The sequence below is a fragment of the Clostridioides sp. ES-S-0123-01 genome (assembly GCF_020658415.1).
Lineage (GTDB): Bacteria > Bacillota > Clostridia > Peptostreptococcales > Peptostreptococcaceae > Clostridioides.
Genome location: NZ_JACVWD010000004.1, coordinates 1 through 18,610, shown reverse-complemented (window position 1 = coordinate 18,610; position 18,610 = coordinate 1). Strand labels below are relative to the sequence as shown.

Genomic DNA, 18,610 nt, shown 5'->3' with positions numbered 1-18,610 from the left:
TACATATTTAGGACTTGAGGAATTTATTCTTCAGGTCCTTCTACTAAGGAGGGATATTTATGAGTATTATCGCACCAATTGGTATAATTATTGGTATTATAGCTATTATATATTTTTCAGTTAAAGAAATTCATATAACTATAGCTGCTCCAATAGCAACTTTGATAGTTGTTCTCTTAAATAAAATGGATGTTGTGACATCAATGCTGGGTGCTGACAAAAATAATTATATGGGAGCACTTGGAAACTATATAATGAGTTACTTTGCAATATTCTTGTTAGGTTCTATACTTGCCAAGTTTATGGAGGAAAGTGGAGCTACTGTATCTATAGCTGATTTTATTCTAAATAAATTTGGTTCTAATCACCCTTATAGAGTTTTAGTGGCTATATTTATAGTAAGTTTTATATTAACATATGGTGGAATAAGTTTATTTGTAGTTATGTTTGCAGTTATTCCACTTGCAAGAACTCTATTTAAAAAACTTGATATTTCTTGGAATCTTATTCAGATACCTCTTTGGCTTGGAATTGCAACAATTACTATGACTATGATTCCTGGTACACCAGCTATTCAAAATGTTATTCCTATTCAGTACTTAAACACATCTCTTACTGCAGCAGCTATACCAAGTATTGCAGGAAGTATAGGTTGTGCTGTATTTGGTCTGGTATACATGAAATATACTTTAAACAAGAGTCTTAGGAAAGGAGAAACTTATGCAACTTACACTTCAGATGTAGAAGAAGAATCTTTAGATAGAGAGTTACCAGGGTTTTTTGCAAGTATTTTTCCTCTATTGTCACTTGTAGTCATAGCAATATCTGGAAGTACTTTTGGTTCAGAGTTTATGAAAAAAAATGTAATTTACATAGCTTTAATAGTTGCAATTGTTTTATCTGCTTTTCTATTCCGTAAATTTTTATCATCAAAAATACAAACATTGAGTATTGGTGCTAGTGGTTCTATAGGACCTATTTTTGCAACATCTTCTGCTGTTGCATTTGGAGCTGTAATAATGGCTGCACCAGGCTTTGATATATTCAGTAAACTTATCATGTCAATACCAGGTAGTCCACTTATAAGTCTTACTGTTTTAACTTCAACAATGTCAGCAATAACAGGCTCCTCTTCTGGGGCTTTGGGAATAGTAATGCCGAACTTTGCAGATTATTATCTAAGTACTGGTATGAACCCAGAGTTAATCCATCGTGTTGCTACAATTGCTTCAAATATATTAACAATAGTACCTCAAAGTGGTGTGTTTCTTACATTCTTGAGTTTATCTAAATTAACACATAAAACTGGTTTTAAAGAAACTTTTATTGTGGTTGCAGTTGGTTCATTAATAGCAGAAATCATTGTAATTACATTAGGATTACTAATGTATTAAACTAAATCAAACTACAATTTATTATATAAAAAGTCATCTATTTATGATAGATGGCTTTTCTATTTTCAAGAATCTAATTAAAGATACTTTTTTTACTGATTTTCAAAGTATATATTAAATAAATATCACTAACTATAAAAAAAATTTACCACAACCAGAATTTTACATCATAGAATTATTATAAAAACACTATTTCTTCTAAAGCAGTTATGCCATACTATGCAGATTAATGATGAAAATTATCAAACATCATAAAATATACCTATTTATTCCAGGTATATTTTATTTACATATCTTTACAGTAAAAAAACACTTGATTCTATGTTAGTATAAATGCACGGGTACCCCCTACACTAAAGGTTACAATTTAGTAACATTTTTAGAATTTTTAGATTGAGAGGTGTTTATAATGAGAAAAAATATACCAACAAAATTAAAAACTATACTAGCTTTAGGAGTGTTAACCTTAGCAACAGCTTCCAGTGCTGTTACTGCAAGTGCTTCGTCACTTGAAAATAATATGAATATAAGTAATAAAAATTTAGTATATACTAATGCTAAATTTAAGTTTTCAGCAAAACCAAATTGTTCTGTAAAACCAGAACTTAAACCTGACAAAGATAATTCTTGTAAAGATAAAAATCACAATGACAAGAATTGTAATATTACTAACAAGCCTAATGGCAACAATAACTCAGGTTCTACTAATAAACCTGAGGATAATAATAACTCAGACTCTACTAAGCCTGAAGATAATGACAATTCAGGTTCTACTAATAAGCCTGAAGATAGTAATAAACCAGAAGACAATAAACCTGAGGACAACAACAATTCAGACTCTACTAATAAGCCTGAAGACAATAATAACTCAGAATCTAATAAACCTGAGGACAACAACAATTCAGACTCTACTAATAAGCCTGAAGATAATAATAACTCAGAATCTAATAAACCTGAAGATAATAACAATTCAGGCTCTACAACTGGAAATTTTTCAGCTTACCAAAAAGAAGTTGTTGATTTAGTAAATGTAGAGAGATCTAAAGCTGGATTAAATCCACTTACTCTTGATGCTGATGTATCAAATGTCGCTACAAAAAAATCTCAAGATATGATTGACAACAACTACTTTGCACATAATTCTCCAACTTATGGTTCTCCATTTGACATGTTGAAAAAGTTTGGGATAAGCTATAAAACAGCTGGTGAAAATATAGCAATGGGACAAAAAACACCAAAAGAAGTTGTAAATGCTTGGATGAATTCTGAAGGTCATAGAAAAAATATATTAAATCCAAATTACAGTAAAATAGGTGTTGGAGTAGCACAAAAAAGTGGTGGTTCAATTTACTGGACACAAATCTTTGTAGGATAAAATACTCTTTTTCTATATATACAAAAAGAGTATCTCAAGATGATTTTTAAAAATCTTAAATGGGATACTCTTTTGTATCTATACTATTATATAGTGTTTTATCTTTAATATATTTTTTATACTAAATATAGATTCTTTTAAAATGATAGATTCAAAGCTAAATCACAAAAATGAATACTTATATTTGAATATAAAATATAAATTCCTATATTATAAATATTATTTAATAATTAAATAATTTAAAAATCCCTTATAAAAAAATTAAACCTTCCTTTTGGTGCCATTAGACTTCTTTATAAAATCAAACTTAATGCTTCTAATTTGCGTTTTTTCTCCTCTTTATTCCAATAAAAAATACCTGGGTCAAGTAAAAAAGTAAAAACAGATAAAATTATCTCTGATACTTCTAAAGTATATTCACATTTAAATATGCCTTCTTCCACTCCTTGTTGAAATAGTTCTGCAACAATAGTAGAAAGTGAAGTAAGTATTTCTGCAAGAGATTTTTCATGGATTGAAACATTAAATTGTTGATGAAGATATTCATCAATTGAAGATTCAACTGTTGATGTTATATAACTTTGAAATAATAACATCAGTTTTGAAAAATTATGTGGTCTATACTAGTAATTGTATATTATAGATTAGCAAAAAAAGAAGAAAAAGACATGATAAATGAATTTGGAAACAATTATATTATTTATCGCAACAAAACAGGTATGTTTCTTCCTAAAATACGCCTAAAAAAACATGGACAATATACCGAAACAAAATCTTAATTCTCACAGTTTGATATAAATAAAAAAGGGATACTATTTTTTAATAGTATCCCTAATTATTATCAAATCATATCTTAAATAAGCATTATAATATTTTAATTATTATTCAGCTAATTTTTTATATCCTTCGTATCTTTCTTTAGCATCAGCTTCAGCTTTTGCAAATAATCCATCAGCTTCTTCTGGGAATTGTTTAGCTATAGCAGAGTATCTTACTTGTGCAAGTATGAAATCTCTGAAGCTTGCAGTTGGTTCCTTAGAATCTAAAGTGAATGGGTTTTTACCTTCAGCTTTTACTTCTGGATTGAATCTGTATAAATGCCAGTATCCGCAAGCAACAGCTTGTGCTTCGTTAGCTACAGTTCTTCCCATACCTTCTTTTAATCCATGGTTTATACATGGAGCGTAAGCTATTATTAAAGATGGTCCATCATGTTTTTCAGCTTCTAGAACAGCTTTGATAAATTGGTTTTTATCAGCACCCATAGCAACTTGAGCTACATATACGTTTCCGTAAGTCATAGCCATCATACCTAGGTCTTTCTTTCTAGATTGTTTACCTGCTGCAGCAAATTTAGCCATAGCAGCAGCTGGAGTAGCTTTAGAAGCTTGACCTCCTGTATTTGAATATACTTCTGTATCAAATACAAGTACATTTACATTTTCGCCAGATGCAAGAACATGGTCTAATCCACCGTAACCGATGTCATATGCCCAACCGTCTCCACCTAGTATCCATTGAGATCTCTTAACTAGATAATCTTTTCTATCTCTTATAGCTTTTACTAATTCTTTAGCTTTTTCATCTGTGCAATCACAAGCTGGTTTTTCTAATAATTCAACAACTTTAGCACTTGCTACTTTAGATGCTTCTCCATCATTTCTAGAATCTAACCATTCTGTAAATACTGCTTTAGCATCTTCACAGATATCCATAGAAACTAATTCTGTCATAGCATCTACTATTTTTCCTCTTATTTGTTTAACAGCTGTATACATACCAAATCCGTATTCAGCATTGTCTTCAAATAAAGAGTTTGCCCAAGATGGACCTTTGCCTTCATGGTTACAAGTATAAGGAGTTGAAGGTGCAGAAGCTCCCCATATAGAAGAACATCCAGTAGCATTAGATATCATCATTCTATCTCCATATAATTGTGTAACTAACTTGATGTATGCAGTTTCTCCACATCCAGCACATGCTCCTGAGAATTCCATTAATGGTTGTCTAAATTGACTTCCTTTAACAGTGTTTGCAGGCATAACATCAACTTTTGGAGCTACCTCTTCAGGATTTACTGCAAATGCCCAATTATCTAACTCTGTATCAAGTTGAGTATCTATTGGTTTCATAACTAAAGCTTTTTCTTTAGCTGGACATATGTCAGCACAGTTTCCACATCCTGTACAATCTAGTGGACTAACTTGGATTCTATATTTTAATCCTTCTAATCCTTTACCTAATGCTTTTTTAGCTTCAAATCCTTTTGGAGCATTAGCTAATTCTTCTTCTGTAACTAAAACTGGTCTTATACATGCATGAGGGCATATAAAAGAACATTGGTTACATTGGATACAGTTATCCATTACCCACTCAGGAACATCAACAGCTATACCACGTTTTTCATAAGCTGAAGTACCACAAGGGAATGTTCCATCTTCTATACCATTGAATGTACTTACTGGTAAGTTATTACCTTCTTGTGCAGTCATTGGTCTTAATATATTTCTTATAAATTCTGGTTCTTTAACTTCTTCTTTATCTGCATCAACAGCATTTGCCCAAGAAGCTGGAACTTCAACTTTAACTAAAGCATTTATTCCTGCATCAACAGCAGCATAGTTCATGTTAACTATCTTTTCACCTTTTTTACCATAAGCTTTAACTATAGAATCTTTTAAGTATTTAACAGCATCTTCTTCTGGTATTATTTCAGCTAATTTAAAGAATGCAGATTGCATTATCATGTTTATTCTATTTCCAAGACCTATTTCTTGTCCTAGTTTAACAGCATTAACTGTATAGAATTTTATATCATTTTTAGCTATATATTGTTTCATATGAGCTGGTAAGTTTTCTTCAATTCCTGCTTGGTCCCATATAGTGTTAAGTACAAATGTACCACCTTTTTTAAGACCTTTTAATAAATCATATTGATAAACATATGATTGTTTATGACAGGCAATATAGTCAGCCTCATCTATTAAATAAGTAGCTCTTATTGGAGTATCACCAAATCTTAAGTGAGACATAGTTATACCACCAGATTTTTTAGAGTCATAATCAAAGTAAGCTTGAGCATATTTTTCAGTGTGGTCACCGATTATTTTTATAGCTTGTTTGTTAGCTCCAACAGTACCGTCAGAACCTAATCCCCAGAACTTACATCTTATAGTCCCTTTAGAAGCTATTTTAATTGATTCAGATGGAGCTAAAGAAGTATTAGTTACATCATCAACTATACCTACTGTAAATCCATTCTTAGGTTGTTCTGAAACTAAGTTATCAAAAACAGTTTTTATATCTGAAGGAGTAGTGTCTTTTGAACCTAATCCGTATCTTCCACCTATTATCATAGGAGCATTTTCTTTTCCATAGAATACATCACGTACATCTAAGTATAATGGTTCACCAGTTGAACCTGGCTCTTTAGTTCTATCAAGTACACATATTCTTTCAACAGTAGATGGCACAGCATCTAAGAAATGTTTCATTGAGAATGGTCTATATAAATGAACTTTAACTAAACCATATTTTTCTCCCTTAGCATTTAAGTAATCTATAGTTTCTTCTATTGTTTCTGTTACAGAACCCATAGCAATTAATATAGATTTAGCATCTTCTGCTCCATAGTAATCAAATAAACTATGTTTTCTACCTGTTAAATCACTCATTTTTTCCATGTATTTTTCAACTATACCCACTATATTTTGATAGTATTTGTTAGAAGCTTCTCTAGTTTGGAAATATATATCTGGGTTTTGAGCAGTACCACGAGTAACTGGGTGATTTGGAGATAAAGCATTATCTCTAAATGCTTGAACTGCTTCAAAGTTTAATAAACTTGCATAATCTTCATTTTCTAATAATTCCACTTTTTGGATTTCATGTGAAGTTCTGAATCCATCAAAGAAATGTATAAATGGTAATTTACCTTCTATTGCAGCTAAATGTGCAACAGGTGCTATATCAGCTACTTCTTGAACTGAACCAGAAGCTAATAATACACATCCAGTTTGTCTAGCAGCCATAACGTCTTGATGATCCCCAAATATTGATAAAGCTTGAGATGCTAAAGCACGAGCACTTACATGGAATACTCCTGGTAATAACTCCCCTGCAACTTTATACATGTTAGGTATCATTAATAATAAACCTTGAGATGCTGTAAAAGTAGAAGTTAAAGCTCCACCTTGTAAAGAACCGTGGAATGCTCCTGCTGCTCCTGCTTCTGATTGCATTTCAACAACATTAACTTTTTGTCCAAATATATTTTTTCTTCCTTGTGACGCCCATTCATCAACTACTTCAGCCATAGTTGAAGATGGTGTGATTGGGTATATAGCTGCTACATCTGTAAATGCATAGGCAACGTGAGCTGCAGCTGTATTCCCATCAAGTGTTTTCATAAACTTAGCCATAATATGTATCCTCCTTGATAGCTACAATTGTACTTGTTTATAACAAGTCTATTTTTTTATATTTACATATAATTTACACAACAAAAATATAAACACACATAGTCGCGCAAATACTCTATCTTCTAATATAATACTACAGATTGGATAAAATTCCTTTGAAAATTGTAAATTAATTACATATTTAAGTAGATTTTTTTTTAAATTAAATATGTTAAGTTTTTTTCATAATTTTGTATACAATATATAATAAATTAAGTTAGATTTTTCAAACTTTTTTATCTATTTGCATATATTGGTATTAGGAGTAAAAGAGCCTTCTTTATCATATATAAATTTTATATATCTAATTTTACCATATTATATCATATTTTTGTAAGTTTTTATTATAATTTTCATAATACCCCTTTATATTATAAATTAATCTGATAGATTAAATTTATAATATAGAAATTTATTACATTAAAAAATATGCTAGTAAATAAAATATTCACTAGCATAAATTTCATACATAAAACTAATCAACTATTAATTCTACTAAATCTCCATTTTTAACACCTGCTGCATTTCCTTCTTCCATGTCAACATGCATTTCTAAATTAAAGCTATCACTAGCTCTTACTAATACATTTTCAAATACTAATGCTCTTGGTCCAGATGTTTTAACTTTTACTATTTGTTTATCAGTTACACCAAATTTAGCAGCATCTTCATTGCTCATATGTATATGTCTAGAAGCAACTATAACTCCTTCTTTCATTTCAACTTCTCCAGCTGGTCCTACTAATTTAACACCAGGAGTTCCAGCTATATCACCAGATTCTTTTATTGGAGCTTTTACTCCTAATGGGAATCCATCTGCTAAAGAAATCTCAACTTGAGTTTGAGGTCTAGCTGGTCCTAAAACTCTAACTCCTTTTAGAGTCCCCTTTGGACCGACTAAATCAACTTTTTCTTCACAGGCAAATTGTCCTGGTTGAGATAATGGTTTAAATTTAGTTAATTCATGACCTGCTCCAAATAATACGTCTATATCAGCTTGACTCAAATGAACATGTTTATTAGATAATGCTATTGGTAATTTCATTGAAATTCCCTCCTTTAATTATTTTTAAATTATTGCAATACAATTATACATAATATTACTTACAAAATCAAATTATATTGAATCAATATAAACTTTTAGACTCTTCGACAGAGTGTCTTTAAACTCTTGATTATCTCTGTAGGGTATATTATCTGTATTGTTTAAATATATATTGTGTAAAAGTTTAGTATTTATACTCTTAAAGAAAAAGTCCATAACTATTTGCCCACCTTTAAATTGTGAATCATAAGGTTTACTACCTCCTACTGCAATGTACATACCTATACGCTTTTTATTCCTATCAATTGAAGGCTTATTTAATATATACTTACTCGCATAGATAGCTTGAGTTCTATCAACAACAGTTTTTACTTTAGCTGATATTGAATCAAAATGTACAGGACTTATTACTATAGTTCCTTTTGATTTATCAAACATTTTATATAAAGGTTTCATATCATCATTAAATTTGCAATACCCTGTCTTATTACAAAACCCACATGCTGTACAATATTCAATATACATATCATATATATTGAATATTTTACTACTAAGTCCACTCTCTTCTAATTTAAGTTTTATTTCATTTGCTATAAAACTACAGTTTCTATTATTTCTCGGACTTCCATTTATTATTATAATTTCTGGACTTTCAAGTTCTATTTTATTATTTAAATCCATAATCAATCTACCTATCCTTTAACATAACGATTAAAATATCATCATCATAATTATCTTTTGATGAAAAGTTTCTTAAATCTAACTTTAAATTTTCTACTATCAACTGGTGATTTAATCTAAAATTTTCTTTTAAAAAGTTTTCTAATCTATCTATACCATATTCTTCTTTTGATTTATTTTTTATTTCTAAAATTCCATCAGTATACATACATACCATTGCATAATCTTCCATTGAAAGAGTATTGTTTTCATATGTTGCATCTTCCATTACCCCAATAGGTATTCCCTTTTTACAATTTAAGTTAGTTTCTATTGTTCCATCTTTTTTTACAACTACAGGGCTATAGTGTCCTGCATTAGATACTGTAATCATATTTTCTTTAATATCTATAAGTCCAATCAAACAAGTTGTAAATACTCCCATCTTGTCAAATTCATCATATAACATACTATTTAAATTTGTCATTATTTCCTGTGGTGTCTTATACTGATTACATAACACTTTAAAAGCACCTTTTATCATTGCAACAACATAATTCGAAACCATTCCATGACCCATTACATCAGCAACAATATAAACTATGTGTTCAGAATCTACCTTTGTAGCATAGTAAAAATCTCCACCTACTACTCTTGCTGGTTTATGATAAAAATAAAGTTCTTTTTCATCATTACAATCCATTTTACCTTTGTCCATAATAAGTTGTTGCTGTTTATTTAATACATTTAACTCATTCTCAAGAACCTTGTGCTTTACTTCTTTTTCATTGTGCTCATATAACTGCATACCAACCAAAACCTGTTTAGATAATATACTAAGAATATTTAAATCATCACTAGTGTAGTTTTTGCTGTTTGCACAAACAATGCATCCTATAGTCTCATTTTTATCTTGGAGTTTGTAATATATATAACTTTCCAAGTTTATCCCTTTTTGTGAACATGGTTTTAAATTATTTAAATATCCTCCTAAGGATTCTTTATTTACAAACTTGTCCAACATAGGATATAAATTTGTTTTCTTCTTATGCTCTGTATTATAACAGCTAAATATCTTATCTTTATTATCATGACCTGTTATAATTATCAAAGCTTCTTTACTATTAGTGATGTTACACGCCTGTTTACTTAAGTTTTCTAAAAATCCATCTATACTTTTATTGAGATATAATTTTTTAGTAGCTTCATTTATAGCACTTATTGAACCTCTTAATTTATCAACCAAAATTTGTACATTATTATTTTTATTAGTTATTTCTATTGATAAACTTAAGAGAGATGCAACAGAAGATATAAAGTCTATATCTTGTTCTGTTAGAAAATCTTCTTCTGTCAAAAAGCAAGTCATAAATCCAACTACTTCATTATTTATGATAAAAGGAAAAACTATTCTACCAATGTAACCTTCAGATTTTGCTAAATCTCGTTCCCCTTCTGCTCTAGAATCTTCAAATACATTTTTTACATATATTATCTTTTTCTCATTTACAGCTTCATGGATATATTCTGGATATGTGTCAAAATCAATTTTTGCACCTTTAAGACTATTGATTGGAAAAATTTGAGGTACATATTCTAAAGTTTGTGAACATACTAAATAGGCATATTTAGAATCATTTTTATAAAATAGATTTACACATGCCTTTGTAGGGTGAACAACCTCTAACATTTTTTCTATTATTTTATCTTTTATATTAAAAAAATCTGTAGATTCAGTCACCATAGCAGATATTTCCACTAAATTCTTCATTTTATAATTGCCATTAGTCATACTCAATTTCTCCCCCTATATATTAAACTATTTATTAGTATTTTAACATACATTCTTTATAGTAAAAACAAAAACAACGACAAAACTAAGAACTAATATCCAGTTAAATCCTGTCAATATTCCTATAAGAAGTAGTGTAATCAATGCATTTAGACCTGTTCTTCCCTTTTCATCCATAAAAGTTATCTTAGAGATGTCGATATTATTTTTTACATTGTTTATATGTTCCTTCACTTGTTCTTCCATATTTCTCTTATAAAGAATGTATACCACTCCAACTAAAAATACTCCTATACCTAATATCCAATTTAGATTAAATGCTACAATAAGCAGTATTGAACCAAAAACTAACTTTAAAAGTTTAAAAAACACACTGTCTATCTTTAAAGTTATATTTCTGATTTCTTTACATTCATCCCTTAATGAATATCCACTTGAATCTAAGTTATTAATCTTTGTTTTTACAATTTCAGAATAAAAAAGTTTTATTATCCCATTTAACATTTTCATCACTCCTAAATATTTTACATATATTTGTAAGTTTTACAATTATAATATTTTTTATACTTGGTAATAATAAAAAATAACAAATATTTTATAATTTAGTATTTATTGTAAATAAATTATTAAAACTTTATAGACTAAGTATAAACTTTTCAAAATAAATATTCTTACAATTAAAAGGAAGTGTTTTTGTGCAAATAGAACAACTCGATTTAGAAACAAGAAATAAAATATACTGCTATACAAAAAAAATTCTTAGAAAATACCAAAAAGGTATTATATCTGGAAAATTAACAGCAGATAAATTTGCAGATAATATATTATCTCAAGATTTTATAAATAGTATACTTGATGAAAAAATAATAAGTGAATATGAATTTAAGTTATCTTATATAGACTATATTGAAACTTTAATAAAAATACAAAATGAAAATTTGTCTAATTCAAGAAAAAAATCTACTAAGTCTATAAAAAGTTTTAATATCACTCAAATAATTCAATTGAAAAATTTATTACATGATACTGGTTATAATCTATCAATTCCATACAAGTACCTGACTCCTAAGGATATAGAAGGTATTATTACACTTATCAATACTGGGTCTATTGAACTTGGAAATGAAAGAATATATAATTATATATCAAAAGCATAATAAAATAAATTTATTATAAAAAGGCAATTTATTTAATATAAAATCTATTTTTTTATATTAAACAAATTGCCTTTTTAATTTTTATTTCTATATGATATTATCCAAGAGCTTTTTCTAATTTAGATAAGTGTTGTATTGGATAATATTTTAATAGTTCTTTAAACTGTTCTACTGATAATCCTTCTGTTGTCGTATATATTCTTATTTTTTCATCTAAATCACTATTAATAAATTTATTTTTTAAATCTTCAAAGTTTACACTACTCATTTTACATCACTCCTTATGTAATATATTCATTTGTACTATTTTATCCAGATTTCTAAAATTTATTACATAAAAATATCGACATATAAAACTTAATAAAAAAAAGCTATCTCAATTTAGAAATTACTTTCTATATTTGAGATAGCTCTAGCTATAACAATAGCCTAATAGTTATAAATAATTATTTATTAACTATCTGTTGTTTTTTCCAGCCATTTGTTGTTCAGCCATTTCAACTAATTTTTTAGTCATGTATCCACCTACATAACCATTTTCTCTTGCAGTAAGGTTTCCTTTATCAACTTGTTGATAATTACTCATACCAAGTTCATTAGCTATTTCTAATTTCATTTGGTTTAAAGCTTCTTTTGCTCCTGGTACTACTGTTTTGTTGTTGTTATTGTTACTTGCCATGTTGATTACCTTCCTTCTGTTTAATTTATTTTGTGTTGCTGATAATATTATGTGATTTTAAACATTTTTAATTCAGGTAATTTTTAGCAATTAAAACCTGCCAAATATCCAGTCGAAAAAGCTATTTGCAAATTAAATCCTCCTGTGTACGCATCTATATCTATTACTTCACCAGCAAAAAATAAACCTTCTATCAATTTTGATTCCATTGTACTTGAGTTTATCTCATTCACTTTTACTCCACCAGAAGTTATTATGGCTTCGTCAATAGGTCTATATCTTTTTACTGTAAATTTCAAATTTTTTAGTAAATGAACTAAATTTTTTCTTTGTTCTCTAGAAACTTGATGAACAACTGTATCTGGAGAAATCTCACTTAAATTTATTATTATAGGTATAAGTTTTTTAGGAAGCAAGTCATCCAATGCTTTTTCAAATTTTTTATTTGTATATTTTTGAAAATCTTTTTGAACTCTTTTATCTAATTTTTCTTCATCTAATGCAGGTTTTAAATCCAACAGTATAGTATAATTTTCTTTAGTTGTATCTTTCATCCTACAGCTTGCAGACTTTATTATAGGTCCATCTAAACCAAATTTAGTAAATTCAAGTTCTCCAAAATCATTATACACTTTCTTTTTTTTACTATTAAACACACTTATCTCAACATTTCTTAATGATAATTTTTCTAAATCTTTTACAAAACCTTCTTGAACTTCCATACCAATCAAAGATGGTTTTGTATCTACAATAGTATGACCCTGCGAAATAGCAAATTTATATCCATCACCAGTAGAGCCAGTAAGTGGATAACTTAATCCACCCGTTGCTATTATGACAGAATCACACTTGATTTCTTTTTTATTGTTTAGAACTACTTTTTCAATTTTATTATTTTTAGATATTATTTTTTCTACCTTAGAGTTTAATAATATATTTACTTTTTTGCTTCTTACTTGTTTTTCAAGAGCTTTTACAACATCAAACGCTTTATCGCTTTCTGGAAAAACTCTTTTTCCTCTTTCTGTTTTAGTTTTTACTCCAAGATTATTAAACATACTTATTACATCATCATTTGTAAAAGTGTAAAAAGCACTATATAAGAATTTACCATTTGTAGGAACATTTTCTATTAATTCTTCTATATCACAATCATTAGTTATATTGCATCTACCTTTTCCTGTTATTGCAAGCTTCTTGCCTAACTTATGATTTTTTTCAATTAAAGTTACATCAAACCCTCTTTTAGATGCAGTTGAGGCTGCTATCATCCCTGCTGGTCCACCGCCTATTACTACTATTTTCTTCAAATAATCACTCTTTTCTACCCTTAAATTTTCTTAAAATTAAATTAGTCTCTATACAATAGTACAAATTAAATTAATTTAATTTCAAAATTTTAAATAATGCAGGAGCTCCTGCTATTCCATAAAAAACAACCAATGTATACTTAATAAAATTCATGAAAATTATACTCATACTAGAGTCACTTATATTTAAAGTCGTTATTAATATTGAAATCAACACTTTAATAGCAACATATAAAATTCCTATTGTGACTATTCCAATCAAAAACCTACATATTCTCGAAAATACTATGTTTTTGCTCTTTTTATTTTTATTACTAAAATTAATCTTTTTATTATTATTTTCTGTAGTAAATTTAACAAACTTATCTTCAACTATATACCCAAATATAAATCCTACTAGAATACCAAATTTTTCAAAATATTCAGGGCTTTTTAGAAATATTGCTATTAATATAAATGGGATGAGTAATGCTACAAGAAAAATATATTTTTTATTATCATCGATATAGTCAAATACTTTTACAAATACAATGGTAAAAAATATGCCAAGTATCCAACCAGCAATTACATCTATAGGCCAATGAACAGCCAAATATAGTCGAGATAATCCTACTCCTAAAACCATCACTGCACCCAACAAACGTATATAGTTTCTTTTAAATATAGTCATAATACTAACCCAAAATGTAGTTGCAGTTTGAGTATGTGCACTTGGAAAAGAGTATCCTCCAGCGGTAGAAACTCTCAGTGATTCAAGACCTTTTATACCTATTGGTCTAGGAGCTTTTATAAATTCTTTAATACCTAGGTTCACAATAAAATTTCCAACTATCGCGAACAACATTTTTTGTCCACATTTTTTATTTATACACCAATATATAACTGCTGTAATTAATATCAATAATGGTGCTTCTGTACTTACTGTAAATACAAGAAATATAAAATTTAAAATTGGATTTCTTAAACTCTGGAAAAATAATAATATACTCAATTGAATATCCATACCGATGTCTCCTTTACTAAAATTTTATATACTTAATTAAAAAGCACTAACTCCTACAGAGATTAGTGCTTTTAATTCACATTTAAGTCTATTCTACATCCTCAACTATACCTATATAAGGTAAATTTCTGTATTTTTCAGCATAATCTATTCCATAACCAACAATGAATTTATCTTCTATAACAAATCCAACATAGTCTACAGGTATATTAGCTTTTCTTCTTTGAGGCTTATCAAGTAGAGTGCATAATTTTAGAGATTTTGGATTTCTAGTTTTTAAAGCTGCAACTAGATTACTTAATGTTAAACCAGAATCTATTATATCCTCTACAATTAACACATTCTTTCCTTCAATATCTACATCTAAATCTTTTAATATTTTAACTGTACCAGAAGATTCTGTTGAATTTCCATAACTTGTAACACTCATAAAATCTATATTTACATCTAAATCTATACATCTTATTAAATCTGAAACAAATACACTAGCTCCTTTAAGTATACCTACTACTAGTAAATCTTCACCTTTAAAATCTTCTTCTATTTTTTTACCTAATTCATAAACTTTTGCTTTTATCTGTTCTTCTGTCAACATTTTTCCTGTAACTTTGTACATCTTGAATCCTCCCGCTTTCCATCTATTAACCTATATATTATAGCATACTGAAATATCAATTAAAATCTTTTTCATCATTTTTAAACCTAAATTAACAGCTTATCCATACTTTTTTGCTTTTTCTCTTAAAAATTTGGAATAAATATTCCTTTGTATTATAATCTATATGTAAATATATTAATCAGTTATTTTTATTAATTATATAATTTTATTTTTGGAGGTACTTTTATGAGCACAAATCATGGAGCTAATTTATATAGTTTATCTAGTAAGTATGGCTTTTCAAAAGAAGAATTTATGGATTTTAGTTCTAATATAAACCCTTTTGGTACATCAGTTTTAGCCAAACAATACATTGTAAACAATATAGATATAGTATCTATGTATCCTGACCCTGATTACATAGACTTAAAAACTTCTATATCTAACTACTGTAAGTGTTCTATAGATAATATAGTACTTGGTAGTGGAGCTACAGAATTAATTTCATCTTTTATACATACAATTAACCCTAAACAAGCTCTTTTACTTTCTCCTGCTTATTCAGAGTATGAAAAAGAACTATCTAAAATTAATTGTTCTATAGATAAATATTTTGCTAATGAAGAAGATAATTTTCATATAAAATTAGAAAATCTTATAAAGACTATTAATTCTAAAGACTATGATTTAGTTGTAATCTGCAATCCTAACAATCCAACTGGATTTGCATTTAACAAAATAGAAATAAAAGAAATATTAAAAAACACAAATAAATTTTTAATGATTGATGAAACTTATGTAGAGTTTACTGATACAAATATATACTCTTCTACTCAATTAGTCGATGATTATTCTAATTTATTTGTTATAAGAGGAACATCAAAATTTTTTTCAACACCAGGCATAAGACTTGGATATGGACTTATATCTGATAATGCTGTTAAGAATAAAATAAATAACAACTTAGATTTATGGAATATCAACATAATAGCCTCTAAGATGGGAGAAATAATGTTTAGAGATTCAAACTTTATCTCTAGTACTATTTCCTTAATGAATACTGAAAGAAATTACTTACTTGGGGAGCTTAAAAGCATAGACAGCCTAGATGTATATGATACTCAAGGTAATTTTATATTATGTAAAATTAAAACAAAGGAATTTACTGCTAAAGCTCTTCGTGAGAAACTAATTCCTCAAAAGATAATAATAAGAGATTGTTATTCATTTGAAGGTTTAGATGAATACTTTTTTAGAGTATGTATATTAAAGCCTGATGAAAATAAATTATTAATATCATCTCTTAAAACAGTTTTTAGATAGAAAAATACTAGATACAGATTAGCATAAAGAATACAAAAATATATAATTACGAAAGACTTATAATTATAAAAAAATGAGCTATCTCTTTTTGAGATAACTCATTTTTATTTATTAAGAAATTAAGCACTTTGCTTTTCTTTATTTCCTTTTTTACTCATTCCATCATTTATTTTATCGACAACTACTGCTATTGCATTATCTCCTGATACATTACATGCTGTACCAAAACTATCTTGAGTTAAGTATAAAGCTATCATTAAGCTCGCAAGACCACCATCTGATGGTATTCCAACCATTGGTAAGAAAGGAAGTGCACTCATTATAGCTCCTCCTGGTGCTCCTGGTGCTGCAACCATTGCTATCCCCAACATTGCAATGTAAGGGAATAATACATTGATTCCATGAGGCATACCATTCATCATTAAAACTGCTGTTGTAAATCCAGTTATAGATATCATACTACCTGATAGATGTATTGTTGCACAAAGAGGTACAACGAATTCTCTTATTTGTTTACTTACACCATTGTTTTCTGCACAACCAACGTTAACTGGTATAGTTGCTGCTGAAGATTGAGTACCTATAGCTGTTAAATATCCAGGTATTTGATTTTTTAACATTTTGATTGGATTCTTTCCTGAGAATGCTCCTGCTGCTGTGAATTGACATGCCATGTATACAAAGTGTAATGGTATTACAACTAAATAAACTTTCCAGAATACTCCTAATATTGTCCATACTTGTCCTGCTATAGTTATATTTGCAAAAGTTCCTGCTATATATAATGGTAATAAGGGTATAATTACTGTTGACAACGTTTTCGTTACTATTTCTTGGAATTCTTGGAAGAAATTAAATAGAACTTCTCCTTTTCCATGATTTCTTAAAGCTGATATTCCAAGTCCCATTACAAATGCAAACACTATTGCTGCTGTTACATCTACCATAGGCTCTAGTGGAATTGTAAATATTGGTGCTAACATTCCTGCTTCTGGGTCTCCAATTTGACTTGCTACACTTGCATCAATAAAATTTGGAAATATTAACATAGATACTGCAAATGACAATACTCCTGCAATTAAAGTAGAACCATATGCTATTCCTGTAGTTATTCCTAATAACTTTCCTGCTCCTGTTGCTAAATCAGCTATCCCTGCTGTTACAAATCCTATAATTATAAATGGTATGACAAACTTTAAGAATGCTGAGAATAAAGTACTAACTGTTACTAATATTTGAACTATTATTTCTGGTGCATAACTTCCGATTAAAATACCGACTATGATACCGATGATTAGTTTAGGCACTAAACCTATCTTTTTCTTACTCATAATTTTTCCCTCCATAAATTTTTTTAGATTAAGTATTCTTGTACATTGAATACTTTGTCAATCATTGAATCCCCCCACTTCTTATGATAATAGAGTTTTATCTCTCCGTCAACATTTTAACCATTTTTTGTTAATAATAAAAAGAATAACACTTATAAAGTGTTACTTTTATTTATTTTATTTTTTATATATGGCTATTTTTCAATATTTTTTAATGTTCAGACTATTTATTTTTTTAACTTTTGTCAGTTAGATGTCAGTAAAATATTTTATCCACAATTTTTATATAAGTTTTCCACAACTTATTAACACAACTATCCACAGCAATAAAAAAGGTAGCAACTATTTATATAGATGCTACCTTTTACTCTATTAATCTTCATCTTTCCAAGTTTTTATCCATTCTCATATTTCTGTTATTTTGTCTTCTGTTATTTCCTCTTTATGTAGCTTTGAAATTAGTTCTGATAAAGGATTGTTATG

General features: G+C 28.4%; 16 protein-coding genes. 4 read left to right on the top strand and 12 right to left on the bottom strand.

Translation table 11 applies throughout. From position 1 onward, the window contains the following. Window positions 1–59: 59 nt before the first annotated feature. The gene (locus IC175_RS10025) at window positions 60–1,394 is read left to right on the top strand and encodes a GntP family permease (RefSeq protein WP_227432389.1); all 1,335 of its coding nucleotides are present in this window, start codon (window positions 60–62) and stop codon (window positions 1,392–1,394) included. A 409-nt stretch (window positions 1,395–1,803) separates the two neighbouring features. Beyond that, the gene (locus IC175_RS10020) at window positions 1,804–2,769 is read left to right on the top strand and encodes a CAP domain-containing protein (protein ID WP_227851485.1); all 966 of its coding nucleotides are present in this window, start codon (window positions 1,804–1,806) and stop codon (window positions 2,767–2,769) included. A gap of 293 nt (window positions 2,770–3,062) precedes the next feature. Here the strand turns inward: IC175_RS10020 and IC175_RS10015 are convergent, their stop codons facing one another. The 6 genes from IC175_RS10015 to IC175_RS09990 form a co-directional block, all read right to left on the bottom strand. After that, window positions 3,063–3,365, bottom strand: coding sequence for a hypothetical protein (locus IC175_RS10015; protein ID WP_227851484.1), 303 nt, complete (start codon window positions 3,363–3,365; stop codon window positions 3,063–3,065). A 285-nt stretch (window positions 3,366–3,650) separates the two neighbouring features. Further along, window positions 3,651–7,190, bottom strand: coding sequence for a pyruvate:ferredoxin (flavodoxin) oxidoreductase (nifJ, locus tag IC175_RS10010; protein ID WP_227432386.1), 3,540 nt, complete (start codon window positions 7,188–7,190; stop codon window positions 3,651–3,653). Between the two features lie 514 nt (window positions 7,191–7,704). After that, on the bottom strand, window positions 7,705–8,274 hold the full coding sequence (pduL, locus tag IC175_RS10005; RefSeq protein ID WP_227432385.1) for a phosphate propanoyltransferase: 570 nt from the start codon (window positions 8,272–8,274) through the stop codon (window positions 7,705–7,707). 72 nt (window positions 8,275–8,346) lie between these two features. Then, window positions 8,347–8,955 (bottom strand): flavodoxin family protein, encoded by a 609-nt coding sequence (locus tag IC175_RS10000; RefSeq protein ID WP_227835290.1) that lies wholly within the window; start codon window positions 8,953–8,955, stop codon window positions 8,347–8,349. 7 nt (window positions 8,956–8,962) lie between these two features. After that, window positions 8,963–10,726: a GAF domain-containing SpoIIE family protein phosphatase gene (locus IC175_RS09995; RefSeq protein WP_227432383.1), complete on the bottom strand. Its 1,764-nt coding sequence runs from the start codon at window positions 10,724–10,726 to the stop codon at window positions 8,963–8,965. A 42-nt stretch (window positions 10,727–10,768) separates the two neighbouring features. Then, the gene (locus IC175_RS09990; protein WP_227483794.1) at window positions 10,769–11,230 is read right to left on the bottom strand and encodes a hypothetical protein; all 462 of its coding nucleotides are present in this window, start codon (window positions 11,228–11,230) and stop codon (window positions 10,769–10,771) included. 191 nt (window positions 11,231–11,421) lie between these two features. On the opposite strand from IC175_RS09990, the gene IC175_RS09985 reads away from it, so the two are divergent. Beyond that, window positions 11,422–11,883 (top strand): hypothetical protein, encoded by a 462-nt coding sequence (locus IC175_RS09985; RefSeq protein WP_227432381.1) that lies wholly within the window; start codon window positions 11,422–11,424, stop codon window positions 11,881–11,883. A gap of 97 nt (window positions 11,884–11,980) precedes the next feature. Here the strand turns inward: IC175_RS09985 and IC175_RS09980 are convergent, their stop codons facing one another. From IC175_RS09980 to hpt, 5 genes are all read right to left on the bottom strand, one after another. Next, complete coding sequence (locus tag IC175_RS09980; protein WP_003416012.1) at window positions 11,981–12,151, bottom strand: hypothetical protein; 171 nt, start codon at window positions 12,149–12,151, stop codon at window positions 11,981–11,983. Window positions 12,152–12,340: 189 nt separating this feature from the next. Further along, window positions 12,341–12,562, bottom strand: coding sequence for an alpha/beta-type small acid-soluble spore protein (locus IC175_RS09975; protein WP_227432380.1), 222 nt, complete (start codon window positions 12,560–12,562; stop codon window positions 12,341–12,343). An 83-nt stretch (window positions 12,563–12,645) separates the two neighbouring features. Further along, window positions 12,646–13,872 carry an NAD(P)/FAD-dependent oxidoreductase gene (locus IC175_RS09970; RefSeq protein WP_227851483.1) on the bottom strand — a complete coding sequence of 409 codons (1,227 nt, stop codon included), beginning with the start codon at window positions 13,870–13,872 and terminating at the stop codon, window positions 12,646–12,648. 70 nt (window positions 13,873–13,942) lie between these two features. Beyond that, window positions 13,943–14,875, bottom strand: a complete 933-nt coding sequence (locus tag IC175_RS09965) for a phosphatase PAP2 family protein (RefSeq protein WP_227483796.1) — start codon at window positions 14,873–14,875, stop codon at window positions 13,943–13,945. Between the two features lie 88 nt (window positions 14,876–14,963). Beyond that, entirely contained in the window at window positions 14,964–15,491 is a 528-nt protein-coding gene (gene hpt / locus IC175_RS09960) for a hypoxanthine phosphoribosyltransferase (RefSeq protein WP_227432377.1), read from the bottom strand. Between the two features lie 228 nt (window positions 15,492–15,719). Between hpt and IC175_RS09955 the strand changes: the two genes are divergently transcribed. Continuing rightward, window positions 15,720–16,796 (top strand): pyridoxal phosphate-dependent aminotransferase, encoded by a 1,077-nt coding sequence (locus tag IC175_RS09955; RefSeq protein WP_227845583.1) that lies wholly within the window; start codon window positions 15,720–15,722, stop codon window positions 16,794–16,796. Window positions 16,797–16,915: 119 nt separating this feature from the next. Here the strand turns inward: IC175_RS09955 and IC175_RS09950 are convergent, their stop codons facing one another. Next, entirely contained in the window at window positions 16,916–18,127 is a 1,212-nt protein-coding gene (locus IC175_RS09950) for a dicarboxylate/amino acid:cation symporter (RefSeq protein WP_227483798.1), read from the bottom strand. Window positions 18,128–18,610: the final 483 nt, after the last annotated feature.